Annotated in this window: 12 protein-coding genes; 2 read left to right on the top strand and 10 right to left on the bottom strand. The window is 57.6% G+C overall.

The annotated features are described in order from the left end of the window. Positions 1–10: 10 nt before the first annotated feature. A complete protein-coding gene (locus J4E00_RS09645; protein ID WP_208174924.1) occupies positions 11–361 on the bottom strand; it encodes a 4Fe-4S dicluster domain-containing protein in 351 nt (116 codons plus the stop codon). Between the two features lie 202 nt (positions 362–563). Here J4E00_RS09645 and J4E00_RS09640 point away from each other — a divergent pair, with 202 nt between their 5' ends. Next, a complete protein-coding gene (locus J4E00_RS09640) occupies positions 564–1,577 on the top strand; it encodes an acyl-CoA reductase (RefSeq protein WP_208174923.1) in 1,014 nt (337 codons plus the stop codon). A gap of 92 nt (positions 1,578–1,669) precedes the next feature. Next, complete coding sequence (locus J4E00_RS09635; protein WP_208174922.1) at positions 1,670–1,975, top strand: hypothetical protein; 306 nt, start codon at positions 1,670–1,672, stop codon at positions 1,973–1,975. An 86-nt stretch (positions 1,976–2,061) separates the two neighbouring features. Here the strand turns inward: J4E00_RS09635 and J4E00_RS09630 are convergent, their stop codons facing one another. The 9 genes from J4E00_RS09630 to J4E00_RS09590 all read right to left on the bottom strand — a co-directional run bounded on the left by J4E00_RS09630 (position 2,062) and on the right by J4E00_RS09590 (position 13,472). Further along, positions 2,062–2,931, bottom strand: coding sequence for a nucleoside phosphorylase (locus J4E00_RS09630; protein ID WP_208174921.1), 870 nt, complete (start codon positions 2,929–2,931; stop codon positions 2,062–2,064). 105 nt (positions 2,932–3,036) lie between these two features. Then, complete coding sequence (locus J4E00_RS09625) at positions 3,037–3,981, bottom strand: rhodanese-related sulfurtransferase (protein WP_208174920.1); 945 nt, start codon at positions 3,979–3,981, stop codon at positions 3,037–3,039. A gap of 109 nt (positions 3,982–4,090) precedes the next feature. Beyond that, a complete protein-coding gene (locus tag J4E00_RS09620) occupies positions 4,091–4,723 on the bottom strand; it encodes a NeuD/PglB/VioB family sugar acetyltransferase (RefSeq protein WP_208174919.1) in 633 nt (210 codons plus the stop codon). Positions 4,724–4,842: 119 nt separating this feature from the next. Further along, on the bottom strand, positions 4,843–6,153 hold the full coding sequence (locus tag J4E00_RS09615; protein WP_208174918.1) for a hypothetical protein: 1,311 nt from the start codon (positions 6,151–6,153) through the stop codon (positions 4,843–4,845). After that, a complete protein-coding gene (locus J4E00_RS09610; protein WP_208174917.1) occupies positions 6,150–7,451 on the bottom strand; it encodes a DUF2851 family protein in 1,302 nt (433 codons plus the stop codon). Before J4E00_RS09610 ends, J4E00_RS09615 begins: the two co-directional genes overlap by 4 nt. 118 nt (positions 7,452–7,569) lie before the next feature. Next, on the bottom strand, positions 7,570–8,214 hold the full coding sequence (locus J4E00_RS09605; protein WP_208174916.1) for a LolA family protein: 645 nt from the start codon (positions 8,212–8,214) through the stop codon (positions 7,570–7,572). Positions 8,215–8,419: 205 nt separating this feature from the next. Then, a complete protein-coding gene (locus tag J4E00_RS09600) occupies positions 8,420–11,458 on the bottom strand; it encodes an FtsK/SpoIIIE family DNA translocase (RefSeq protein ID WP_208174915.1) in 3,039 nt (1,012 codons plus the stop codon). Between the two features lie 278 nt (positions 11,459–11,736). Then, positions 11,737–12,447 carry a LytR/AlgR family response regulator transcription factor gene (locus tag J4E00_RS09595; protein ID WP_208174914.1) on the bottom strand — a complete coding sequence of 237 codons (711 nt, stop codon included), beginning with the start codon at positions 12,445–12,447 and terminating at the stop codon, positions 11,737–11,739. Further along, a complete protein-coding gene (locus J4E00_RS09590; protein WP_208174913.1) occupies positions 12,441–13,472 on the bottom strand; it encodes a sensor histidine kinase in 1,032 nt (343 codons plus the stop codon). The genes J4E00_RS09595 and J4E00_RS09590 overlap by 7 nt, the downstream gene beginning before the upstream one ends. Between the last annotated feature and the right edge of the window lie 191 nt (positions 13,473–13,663).

The raw sequence follows: 13,663 nt of genomic DNA, 5'->3' as shown, positions 1-13,663 counted from the left end.
TTCTGGCTGCTTATGCAGCTAGGTGCAGCCATTCTTTCTTTTCGAGTAAACGCTCGCGGGTTTCGCGGTGGTCGGGGTCATCCACGCAGCAGTCGACGGGGCACACGGCTGCACACTGCGGCTCTTCGTGGAAGCCCACACACTCGGTGCATTTGTCGGTTACGATGTAGTAATATTCGTCCGAAACCGGGGTGTGAGGCGCTGTGCCAGCCTCCGTAGCGCCGGACGTAGTAACTACTTCCTTGAGGCTGGTGCCATCGGCCCAGCGCCACTGGGCACCACCTTCGTAAATAGCGTTGTTGGGGCATTCCGGCTCGCAGGCACCGCAGTTGATGCACTCGTCGGTTATCATGATGGCCATAGGGCGTCGGGGAGAGAAATTCGAGGTGAAGGGAGAAACCAAAGCGTGAGCAGCAGACTTTACGTAAAACGCTGGGTCCGCGCCGTTCTTTGGTGCCACAAAATTAACCAACAACAGCTGGCTTCGCACGGTTTCGACCAATTTTGCCGGGTAATCTTCCGGTGCTGCGCCAATACTGGCGCGCCAGCCGGCCTTTTTTCGCATGAATCACTCCGAACGACTTGCTGCCTTCGTGGCCCTGGGCCAACGCCTCACCACCATTTCCACCGATGAAATTGCGGCCTTGGCCGCCCGGGCCCGCAACCAGAATGGCTGGTTTGACCAGCCTAATGTAGCGGCCGCTATGCACGGCATTGCCCACCTGCTGGCCGAAGAGCCCCTGCGCCGCTGGGCCGCCCGCTACCCTCCCGAGCCCACCACCGTGCGCCAGATTGGCGTGGTGATGGCCGGCAATATTCCCATGGTAGGCTTCCACGACCTGCTGTGCGTGCTGCTGAGCGGCCATGTACTGTTGGCCAAGCTCAGCGCCGACGATACGGTACTGATGCTGTGGCTGATGGAAGAGCTGGCTACGTTGGAGCCTCGTTTCGTTGAATATATTAAGGTGCTGCCGCGCCTGAATGCGGCCGACGCCTTCATCGCCACCGGCTCGGATAATACGGCGCGCTACTTTGAGTTTTATTTCGGCAAGCGGCCCCACCTCATCCGGCGCAACCGTACCAGCGTGGCCGTCCTCACGGGTCAGGAAACCAGCTCGGAGCTGGCTTTGCTGGGTCCCGATATTTTTCAATATTACGGGCTGGGCTGCCGCAACGTGAGCAAGGTATTCGTGCCGGAAGGCTACGATTTTGTGCCGTTGCTCGATGCCCTGCAAGTAGGCGAGGGTGTAATCAACCACCACAAATACAACAACAACTACGACTACAACAAGAGTATTATGCTGGTGAATGCCGTGCCGCACTACGATACCGGCTTTCTGCTTTTCACGCGCAGCCAAGCGCTGGTATCGCCCATTTCGGTGGTGCACTACGGGGAGTATACCAGCGAAATTGACCTGGTGGACCAGCTTACCGATGTGGCTGCGCAAACGCAGTGCGTGGTTTCGGCTGGGGCACGGTTTGCGGGCAGTCTGCCATTTGGCCAAGCCCAATCGCCTGGCGTGGCAGAGTACGCCGACCGGATAGATACGATGGAGTTTCTGGCACAGCTGCTCTAGAACTTCATCAAACAATTAGACCGATGGGGTTATTTTATCGTTTGTAAGACAGTTGCCACCCTTTTTCCCCCTCACCCCCTGCTTTTTTCGCCATGTCCTTTATCCCTGTCGCTACTTCCATCGAAATTGTTGAGAAAGAAGACATTACCAACCTCCAATTTGACCACGAAGACGTCCTCACTGACCTAGCTGCCCGCCAGAGCCGCCGCGCCGACGCCGACCGTGCCGTAACGCTCGGCAATGCCTACCACGGCAAGCTCGACATCTACTTCAAAACGGCCGACGGCGCCACCAAGCGCATGGCCACCACCGTCTGGGCCGCTGACGCTGACCACCTCACCCTCAAATCGGGCGCTTCGCTGCCGTTACGGGCCGTGTTGGGGTTTGATTTCTATTAAGCTAACTGTAACGCAAAAGCAGACCGTCATGCCTCGACTACGCTCGGCATGACGGTCTGCTTTTGCTTTTCTTCTGTGCGGTTGTTTTACAGCCGCTGCAAAGTGCGCTCAATCATGGCATCGACCACGGCGCTGGAATTCTCGGCGAATTCGCCGGTGGCGCGGTTGGCTACAATGGCATTTACTGATAACACCTCATGGCCCAGCAGGCGGCCCAGGGCATAGTAGCCGGCCGTTTCCATCTCAAAGTTGCTGAGGCGGAACTCGCCCTCGCCACTGTGGTGGCGGAAATTCTGGAGGCGGGCAATGTAGTCGGGCTGGCGCAGTGGGAGGCGCAGGCTGCGGCCCTGTGGGCCATAGAAACCGGGGCAGGTAAGCGTGTTGCCCATCACCATGCCTGCGCCAATCTGCTCGCGCAGCAGGTCGGAGCCGCGCACTACGTAGGGTGCAAACGGCAGCGCCAGTGTCTGCTGAAGCTCGGTGGCAATCTGGGTTTCCAGGCCGGTTTCCATCAGTGGGTAGAACTGAGCGAGGCTGTCGAGCCCCACGGCGTGCTCGGTGGCCAGTAGCGCCCCAATGGGCACCTCGGCCTGCAAGCTGCCGCTGGTGCCCAGCCGGATGATGCGCAGGCTCATGCGCTCTTCCTCAGGACGCACAGTGCGGGCCAGAAAGTCGATGTTGACCAACGCATCGAGTTCATTCATGACGATGTCGATGTTGTCGGTGCCCATGCCGGTGCTGAGCACGGTCAGGCGCTTGCCCCGGTAGTAGCCCACGTGCGTCACAAATTCGCGGTGCGTGCCCTCGAACTCGATGGAGTCGAAATGACGGCTTACCTGCGCCACCCGGCCGGGGTCGCCCACGGTGAGGATGGTATCGGAAATATGGTCGGGCAGCAGGTTGAGGTGGTAAACACTGCCGTCAGGGTTGAGGATGAGCTCGGAGGCGGGAATCATTTTTAAAGAGGAATGAAGCGAGAGGAATGAAGTATTATAGGCAGGAACGGAGAATGGAAAAATTGGCCATCTGCCAATGCTTTATCCCTCATTCTTCATTCCTGATTAAGACTTGGCGTAAGACGCCAGCCCCTGCGCAGGGTTGTAGTGGTTGCTGAGCTTGGGATAGGAGCCGGTGCCGTCGTATACGCGCTTATCGGGGTTTGTGGCGCAAGCTTCCGAGCAGGCGCCTTGCAGGGCTTCACCGCAGGCTTCGCAGAGCGGCAGGTGGGCGTTGCAGTGCGGGTTGGCGCAGTTGATGAGACGGTTGCTGGGCTCGTGACAGTGCTGGCACAACGAAATAACGGTCGGGTTCACGCGGTTCACATCCACGGCTACGCGGTTATCGAACACGTAGCACTGGCCGTCAAAATCCTCCCCCCCAGCCTCAATCCCGTATTTAATGATGCCGCCGTGCAGCTGGTACACGTTTTCGAAACCCTGCTCCAGGAGGTAGGCGCTGGCTTTTTCGCACTTCACACCGCCAGTGCAGTAAGTCAGGATTTTCTTGTCCTTGAATTCCTTTAGGCGTTCTACACGCTCGGGGAAGTCGCGGAAGTTTTCCATGTCCAGCGTCACGGCATTTTTGAAGCGGCCAAGGTTGTACTCATAATCGGAGCGTACATCCACCACCACCACATCGTCTCGGTCCTTAAGGGCCTTGAATTCTTCGGGCGAAAGGTGCTGGCCGGTTTTTTCGTGAGGCCGCACATGATGCAGGCTGCTGTGCACGATTTCCGGCTTCACGCGCACGTGCAGCTTTTGAAAGGTGTGGCCTTCCACTTCATCAATCTTAAACTCTAGGGCGTCGAAACGCGGGTCGGCTTTCACGGCTGCCATGTAAGCCGCGCAGCTTTCGCGCGTGCCCGACACCGTGCCATTCAGCCCCTCGGCCGCGACAATGATGCGGCCGCGCAAATCCAACTCCAAGCACAACCGGTGGTGCTCGTCCCGAAACTGTTCCGGGTTATCGATGGGCGTATAGCAGTAATAAAGAAGAACCTGATACATATTCTTTAGCTGTGAGCTTATAGCGGTTGGCTTCTAGCTGAAGCTGGCTATTGCTCTGGATGCACAAAGGTTAACAGCCAATAGCTATAAGCCAACCGCTCAAAAGATATTATACTTTCACTGCCGGGTTGCCGAATACGGTTTGGCCGTTGGGCACATCGGCCACTACTACGGAGCCAGCGCCGATGCGGGCTTTATCGCCGATTTTAACGCCAGCAACTACAACGGCCCCCGCGCCAACGAAGGCCAATTCGCCAACCTGTACGTCGGCCCCAAGCAGGGCCCCACTACCCAATTGAGAGAAGCTACCCACGGTGGCGCGGGCTTCTACTACGGCATTAGCCCCCACCAGGCAGCCGTCGCCGAGGGTGGCGGTGGCAGCAACCACAGCATTGGGACCGATGTAGTTGCCATGGCCCAGTGTGGCGTGGTTGGATACGCTGGCGCGCTCGTGAATGGCGTTGACAGGCACGGCTTCGTACTCGGTACGCAGCATTTCGGTGAGGCTGCGGCGGCTGGCGGTGTCCTCGGTAGCGACGAAGACTTCGCACTTTTTACCGAGCAGTTTCAGCAGTTCGCCATCGTCGGTGTTGCCCATCACGGGCACGTCGAGCAGTTCGGTGCCTTGCAGCTTTTTATCGTCGTCGAGCAAGCAGTAAACGACCACGTCGTTGGAGAGAAAGGCATCGAGGGCGGCGGTGCCTACGGTTTGAGCACCAAGAATGATAACAGGATTTTCCATAAAGAAACGGACAGGGTTGCGCTCGGACGCGAGTGATATAGCGCCTTATGACAACTGAGCGGGCTACAAAGTTACGATACCTGCCGGGCTGGGCTTTGGCAATGGATAGGCAGGCGTGCTCAATCAGCCGCCTTGCTGTGCGCCAGCCAGCGCAATCGGGCTGCCGCGTAATCATTTTGCAGCAGCAGCAAGACGAAAAAGGGAATTATTTCGCTTCGGTACCGGCTCAGAAGGCCGAAATTAGGGGTTGTCAGCCCTACCAGCATGGCCAGGATAAGGCAGAAAATACCTATTCCTAATCCCCATATAAAAGGGCAATGTCCTCCTTTCCCCCGCGCCAGGGCCAGTAAGGCCACGGCTGACAGCCCTATCATTATTAGATTTTCGAGGCTCGCAGCTATATACATTGGCTGTCGGGCTTCCCCCAGCCACGGGCGAGTAAAGGTGTTGAGCGCTGCCCGCGGAGCATGAGCAACCATGCTCTCGACGGTGGGGCGCAGGTCGGGATAGGTAATGTGGGGCCGTCCATCGGTGTGCTCTATTTCATCGGCATATACCCGCACCACCTGGTGGGTAAACTTATTGATGCGAAACGCCACGCTCAGCTGCGGTGCCAGCCACAACCCGGCGCCTAGCACAGCCGCTAAGGCTAACGCCTGCACCCAATACCGCCGGCCCAGCCCGATGTGCTGCAATCCATGCGCAAGCCCAATGCCCAACAACACGCCGAGAAGTGGCATGGCAAAGAAATAGCGTACATAAAAGTGCAGCACCGCCAAGGCAATGGTGCCCATCCACCACCCCACCCACTGCCGGCCCCCGGCGGATTCGCGCATACCGTATAAGGCGTGCAACACCCGCGCCACCAGCCAAGCACCGCTGCCCAGCAGCACGGCTTCCTTGCTCAGGCCCGTGTCCCAGAACCACACCGTCGGCCACAGCAGGAAGGCCATTATGCCAGCTCCGGCGGGGGTACGAGGCAGGCAAACAGCAAGGGCACGCACCAGTTGCCAGCACCCTATAAATGTAAACAGGCTTAAGTACAAACTGTTTACTAGGCCACTGCTCAACGACCCTAGATTCAGCAGCGCCAGTATTTTTATCAGAAACCAAGTATTAGAAGTGCTCTGATACATGGCCTGGTAGGTGCTAAACTGAAAGACAACCACCGAATCCGTGAAGGTATGCCAGAAGGCTGACCGGTCCGTCCAGAGAAGGCTGGTGATGTACTTTCCCATGCGGTGCATGTATTCTGCATCGTGCAGCAGCAGCCAGTTGCGCACCGTGGCTACGGCCAGCCGCAAGGCCAGTCCCAGCACAAATGCGATTCGCCACCACCCCGGCCCGGCCCACTGCCATTGCCGCCGCAGCCACGGCACCAGAACCGCCAGCAACCCCAGATTAACCAGAACAGCAACAAATATTTTCATCGGGCTATGCGGGGTTGTTGCACCAAGCGGCTGCCAATGGTACAGTGTAGGCAGCGGCGTGGGGCACAGTAGCTTTTGTGCAGCGCCAGCAGTCCCTGCGAGTCGGCCGCTGTGCGATGTGTAAAGCCAAGCGCCTCGTATACATCGGTGTACTGGTTATGCTCGGCGGGCAGCTCGTTTAGCAAAGCCACGCTGCTTTCTATTACTTCGGGCTTGTCCACGTAGCGGGCATAGGCTACCCGCAGCGGCACCACCACGTTCGTAATGAGCAGGTCGATACTGGCTTTGCCCAAGCCCGGGACTTTACCGGGCCGGCCGGGACGGAAGTGCGTGCGCCAGTATTCCGGTGCGGGCGCTTGAAAAAACTCCGTCAGCGCGGTCACACTTTGGGCCGTGAGCAGCGCGTCGAATAATGCCGGACGCACATGCAGCAGGCCCACCAGCTGGCCCAGGCGCACGGGCGGAAAATTGGCCGGCCGCAGACGCAGGTAGTTCCACTCGTGCACGGCCAACGCTGCAGCACCCAAGCTGTATTTATGCCGCAGGAACTCGTGCTCCTGCCTCAGGTCCTGGATATAGCCATCAGCTGCTGTCTCCGTATTTTCGATTAGAAAACCCGCCTGTCCAAACAGCAGGGCTTCAAGCTGGCGCCGGTCGTGGCGGTGGCGGCGCAGCACGGCCAGCGGCAGCGCTTTAGCCAGACGGGCCAGGGGCTCGCTGTTTTTTTGAAAGCCGAAAGCGGCCATTAAGGCATGGTAAGCAGTGGCTTCCCAGTCCTGCCCCAATGTTTGGTGCAGCTCCATGATGGCATCAGCCTTGCGCTCTACCCGTTCCAATAGCGCGCGTTCGGTCATCATGGTTTTGCTGATTTCGGGCACCAAGCCGAGCAACGGCGCGCAGGGCAGTGGGGCTGCGGCCGGTGCTTCGACCAAGGCCATGTAGCGGGCTAGCAGCTCAGGCGCCAGGCGTGTCTGCAAAGCCAGGGCCGGGATGTGGCTGCCGTTAGTACGGGCTATTTCGGCATCATGGGTGCCCACTACATGCAGGATAACCTGGTCGTATTTCGGGTCAGTCTGGTGCCGATGGCGGTTCCAATCCGACGCTCGCAGGTGAATTTCTACGGCGCCGTTCCACTCTACTTCACCAATGCGCAGGCGGGCATTCAGGAAGTCAGGGCCTGCGTCGGCGTTGCGCTGGCCAGGGCGCAATACCTGGATTTCCTCACCATCGGCCGTGCGCAGGTCGGCCTTGTCGAAGTACTGGTGCTGCCAGACGTAATGGAGGAAATCTTCTTTCATTGGGGGCAAAGTACTACTTCAACCGTCATCCTGAGCAAAGCGAAGGACCTTATCCGACCCGAACAACTTGTTCCGGTTAGATAAGGTCCTTCGCTTTGCTCAGGATGACAACGGTTTACTAGCGCAGGTCAACCACTTTCACACCTTTATACTTGGCCTTGTCGAAGGCAAATGTGCCAGCGTCGGTCGGTGGGTTGGGCTTGAAGTTCTTGATAAGGAAGGTGTACTGGTTGCCATTCTTTTTGAACATCTGCCAGCTTTTCACGGACGCATCTTTCTTACGCACCTTCAGCCGCACCTTAAACACGTCATTCTGGCGGTTTTCCGGTGCCAGCTCAATCACGTCAAGTGGTTCGCCGCTTTCTGTTACTTGCTGCACGTAGGTGTACTTGTAGCCCTTTTTATACATCGTATAAATCTGGGAAGGCGACATTTCCTGCGAATCCGGGTCCGAGTCGGAGATATTCACCTCGTTTTCGTTCTTCAGGTAGGTCCAAGTGGTTTTGCCATCGTTGATGACTTCCTGGCCGCTGATTTTGAGCCGGAATTTTTGGCCACTCACCACAATATCACCATTGATGTTCTGCTTTACCTTGGCGCTGGGGTTTTCCAGCGTTTGGGTGAAAGTTGCCTGGAAAGCCTGTAGCGCCTGGTATTTGGCACTCATCTGGTCGAGGATTTTACCGGCTTTGGGGTCTTGTTGGGCGGCGGCAGGCAAGGCCAGCGTAGCTGCGAACAACAAGAGGGAGAGGGATTTTTTCATTATAAAAGAGGAGGTCAGAAGGCACTTGTGCGAGGCTTGGAAAGCCAGATACGGAATTCGTTTAACAAACGTCCGGCCAAAATGCCAATGAAGCATCAATGAAGAAAAAAAGTTCTCAATAACAAGTACTCCAAAATGTCATTTCAGCTCGCGTTGAAGCGAATAAACCTGGCGCGGGCCGAAATGAAATTTTAGGGTACTTGCTTTACTTCATCGAATTGAGCAACTGCTCCAATTGGTACTCATCGGGAATGAGCACATCGCGGGCCTTGCTGCCTTCAAACGGCCCTACGATGCCCGCGTGCTGGAGCTGGTCGATGAGGCGGCCGGCGCGGTTGTAGCCGAGCTTGAGCTTGCGCTGCAGCAGGCTGGTGCTGCCCTGCTGGTGAAGCACAATGCACCGGGCAGCTTCCTCAAACATGGTGTCGCGCTCGGAGGGGTCCATTTCCTCGTTGCCACCGCCGTCGCCGTCGGCACCGGCCACTTCGGGTAGCAGGTAGGCATCGTTGTAGCCCTGCTGGCCACCGATGAAGTCGCAGACACGGTCCACTTCCGGCGTGTCGATGAAAGCGCACTGCACCCGAATCAGGTCGGAACCAGCCGAGAACAGCATGTCGCCCTGGCCAATGAGCTGGTCGGCCCCGCCGGTGTCCAGGATGGTGCGCGAGTCGATTTTGCTGGTCACCTTGAAGGAGATACGGCAAGGGAAGTTGGCCTTGATGATGCCGGTAATTACGTTCACCGAAGGGCGCTGGGTGGCTACGATGAGGTGAATGCCGATGGCGCGGGCCAGTTGCGCAAGACGCGCAATGGGCGTTTCCACCTCCTTGCCGGCCGTCATCATCAGGTCAGCCAACTCGTCAATTACCAGCACGATGAACGGCAGGAACCGGTGGCCTTTTTTCGGGTTGAGGCGCCGCTCGATGAACTTGGCGTTGTACTCTTTGAGGTTGCGGCAGCCGGCTTCTTTCAGGAGGTCATAACGCCGGTCCATCTCCATGCAAAGCGAATTCAGCGTGTTTACTACCTTCTTCGTGTCGGTGATGATGGCCTCGTCGGTGTCGGGCAGCTTGGCCAAGTAGTGGCGCTCAATCTTATTGAAGATACTCAGTTCCACCTTTTTGGGGTCAACGAGTACAAACTTCAGCTGCGCAGGATGGCGCTTGTAGAGCAGCGAGGCCAGAATCACGTTCAGGCCCACCGACTTGCCCTGGCCCGTGGCACCGGCCATGAGCAAGTGGGGCATTTTGGCCAAATCAGCTACGAACACTTCGTTGGTGATGGTGCGACCGAAGGCAATGGGCAGGTCCATTTCGGTGCGTGCAAATTTCTCCGAGCCCAGCACCGAGCGAATGCTCACCATCTCCTTCTTGGTATTCGGCACCTCGATACCGATGGTGCCCTTGCCGGGAATCGGCGCGATGATGCGGATGCCTAACGCGGCCAAACTCAAGGCAATGTCATCTTCCAGGCTCTTGATTTTGGAGATGCGAATGCCCGCTTCGGGCACGATTTCGTAGAGCGTGACCGTGGGGCCGATGGTGGCCTTGATGCTGGCGATGGCAATGCTGTAGTGGCCCAGCGTCTCCACGATGCGGTCTTTGTTGGCTTCCAGCTCTTCCTTGGTGACTTGGGCTTTAGGCGTGCCGTAGTCGTTGAGTAACTCCAAGGTGGGGAACAGGTAGCGCGAGAGGTCCAGTGTAGGGTCGTAGTTGACGTTGGGCATAGCATCGGCGTCCTCGTCCTCATCGGCCACGGCGGCGATGTCGGCGCCGGCATTGGGGTCCAGGTCGTCGCGGCCGGGCACAGTAATTTCCAGCGGTTTGATAACTTCCAGGGGTGTGGGGGCTTGGGTGCTGGGCAACTTGGCAGGTGGCAGGTCGCCATCGGCCAAATCAGCCAGCGAAAGAGGCGTAGGAACCGTGGACGTGGGCACACTTGGCTTCACTTCCGGCTCCGCTACGGGAATTTCGATGGAGAACGATGGGCCGGAAGCTACCAGCGGCGCCACTACGGCAGCAGCCGAAGCCAAGCCGGTGGCGGTACCAGCTGCCGTTATAGCGGCGGTCGCAACCGGGGCCGCCACGGCACCCGCTACACTCAGCGCGACGCCTGTACCTATACGGGGCGCGGGCTCGAACTCCTGCGCGGGAGTTACTTCGGCAACATCTTCTTCGTCAGTTAGCTGCAAAGTGGGGCGAACAGGCGTAGCACCACCCGCTACCACCGTTGCAGCCGACGCCGCAATTGCTTCCAGCGCCACCGGTTCTGCCACAACGGCCGCTGGTACGGGCCGGGTTTTCAGCGTCATCTGCGGGACGGGGGGAGCTACGGGCGCGGCTTCAGCAGCGAGCTCGGCGGCGATTTCGGCTTCCAGTTCAGCGTCTTCGTCGGCATCATCTTCGGTGCTGAGGCTGCGGAAGCGGCTTAGGTCGAGGCTGGTAACGTTGAAGAAGAACACCACGAACGAAATCAGGGCGAAGGCCAGCAGCAGCACCGTACCCCAGCCAATAAGGCTATCGAGCCAGGACGCGGTTTCGAAACCAACGCCGCCGCTCAGAAAGTCGAGGCGATGGGCCAGTGCGGGGTCGGCGCCGGGCGTGGCCAGGCTCACCACCACGTAGCCGAGCAGCGTGCTCAGCCAGGCCATGGTGAACAGGCCCAGCGCCAGCACGTAGCTCACCGATACAGTGGCTGTGCGGAACACAATCTTATACCCGAGGAAAAACACGATGGGAATGAGCGCAAACGCTGCCACCCCAAACAGCTTATAAATAAACAGCTGCGCCGCCCAGGCCCCCAGCAGGCCCAGCCAGTTAGTCGATTCCTGGCCGGCTTCCTTCACCGGAATGGTGCTCATGGCGGCCACCACGCTCTGGTCGGCATGGCCGGTGAACAGGAAAGACGTGAAGGCTATGGTGAGGTACAAGCTGGCTAGCAGCATCCCAAACCCGATGAAAAGATGGAAGCGGCGGTCGCGCAGCATGCCCAGCACATTGCCGACGCCGGGCAGGGGGCCACGCGGTTCGCGGGGTGGCTTGGGCGGTTTGGGGGCAGTGGCTGGGGCAGCGCGGGCGGCTTTGGGAACGTTGGTAGCAGCGGGACGGGGCTCCGCCCGTGGGGCGGGTGCAGGCGCGGGAGCCGGGCCGCCGGGGCGCGGCTCGTTGCGCCGCGTAGGCCGGGGGTCGGCGGGGCGGTTGGCTGAGGGGCCGGGGGGAGGGTTCTTATAACGGTTATCGGCCATTCGGAAGAGGCATAAAGGCCAAATTTACACAATGCAGGCTTGAAACTGGACGTTCCAAGGTCGAGTACCGGCCCTTCTATGGCTGCAGTGCCTTTTAGTGAGCGGTCTACAGAAAAGGAAGAGGAAACGACACCCGGCCCTAAACGCCACTTGGCCGCACGAATGTTGCGCGGTAGAGGCGATACCCGGCGACCTGTTTTTGTCTGAAATTCGGTAATTATGCCAAGAGGCTACTTGGCAGATGCTTATTAAACGCGAAGTGGCGTTTCCTTGGTTGCTTAGAAATCTCCGGCGGCGCGTTGCGTGAGCAGCTCAGCCAGTAGCTGCTTTCTATCCCGCGCTATTGGCAAGGCAGTGGAATGAACGTGCGCAAACTGCCCGTCAATAGAGGTAATACAGGCTTTCTGCACCAGATAAGACCGGTGCAGCTGGATAAACTTTTTAGCGGGCAGCAATTCCTGCACGGCTTTTAGCGTGTTGTGTACGATAACAACCCGCTTGTCCTTTAAGAACAGCTGCACGTAATTCTGGAGGCTTTTCACGTACATGATGTCCTCCACGACGATTCGGTGCGACACGCCATTCTCCTTGAAAAACAAGTATTCCGATTCGCCATCGTCGGTGTGCATCAGCTCGTGCCATTTTTTGGCTTTCAGCACAGCTTTTTCAAAGTCTTCGAAAAATATCGGCTTCAGCAGGTAACCGATGGCGTTGACCTTGTAGCCTTTCAGCGCATACTCAGGGTAGGCCGTGGTGAAAATGACCATCACGGGAAGGTCACCTATCATTTCGGCAAACTTAATTCCCTTGATTCCAGGCATTTCAATATCCAGGAAAATCAAGTCAACTTCCTTGTTTTTGATGAGGTCGATGGATGCCAGCGCGTTCGCATAATCGCCGACCGGATGCAGGAAATCAAACTGCTTCACAAACTCCAGCAAGCCCTCGCGCGCTATTCGCTCATCGTCGATAACTAGGCATCTCAGCATTTTTTTAGCGTTAATTCAAGTTTTACGGCAAACAGGCCGTTCTGCTGCTGCAAGTGTAACTGGTGGCTGTAGGGGTAAGCCAACGCCAAGGTCTCGCGGACGTGCTTCAGGCCGACGCCACTGTACTCGTCGGCCTCGCGGGCTTCGCTAAACGTGTTGCTTATCTCGAAAGTCATTGTGCCATGTGGCGTCAGCGAATGGGTTTGCCTGACGTAATACTCGCTGGCTGTATTGGGCTGCACATGCTTGAAGGCATTTTCGACGAAAGTAGCCAGGATAAACGGCGCAATGCAGAACCCCTCGTCGGGTTCGGTCGCATCGAAGGTAATTTCCAGTTCGGCCGGACGCTGCTTGATTTGCAGGTTGAAGTACTCGTGCAGAAAGGCGACTTCCTGGCTGAAGGCAATGGCTTTCTTGCGCGACTCATACACGTAATAGCGCAGTATCTTGCTGTAGGTAGAAAGCAGGTACAGGGCTTCGTTTTTGTCCTTATGAATGAGAAAGTGCAGGTTGTTGAGCACGTTGAAAGTGAAGTGCGGGCTTAATTGATTGCGCAGTAAATTCAATTCCATTTCCAGCGCCTTGCGCTTTAGCACGTCAATCTGCTTTTCCTGCCTGAGTGACTCTTTATACTTGTCAAACAAGTACTGGAGGCACGAGACAAAGCCGCTGAGGATGAGCAGGCCAAAAAAGGAAGGCAGCGAATCGTTGAGCACCACGCGGGCACTGGCGGCGGGCATGGTTAGCTTGACAAGGGCGTAGCCTTGGCCGGCCAGCGCGAGCGTAAGCGCGGTGCAAGCCAGCAGCAGGAGCAACACCCGAAGTGCCGTCCGGCGCTGGGCAATGAAGCGCTTAAGGGCCGGCCGGGACGCGTAATGAAAATACAGCCACAGCGTAGCCAGCACTGACAAGGTGTAGAGCAGGGCCGTGATAAACGGAATGCCCTCGCTGGTTGAGAGCTGCAGCAGGACCGTCAGGAAAAGGAAAGCCCAGAAGAAGGCAATAATTTTTTTCCGGATTTCCATAATGGGGGTAACGTTTCGATGCCGCGCAAAGAACGGCTGGTGCGTCAGGGCGCGCAAACGGTTCGTCACTGCCTAAAGGCGGTTCGTCAAAACGACGGCGACCGGGGGCGTTTCGTCAACGGATACTTACGGCTGGTCAAAAGCCGCATCCGGCGCGCCAGAAGGCGCTTCTACTTTTGCTTCGTCAAATA

Origin of the sequence: Hymenobacter negativus, from assembly GCF_017571495.1 — a bacterium.
GTDB classification, from domain to species: Bacteria; Bacteroidota; Bacteroidia; order Cytophagales; family Hymenobacteraceae; genus Hymenobacter; species Hymenobacter negativus.
The sequence above is the reverse complement of the archived record's forward strand: the minus strand, read 5'-3'. Positions and strand labels throughout refer to the sequence as shown.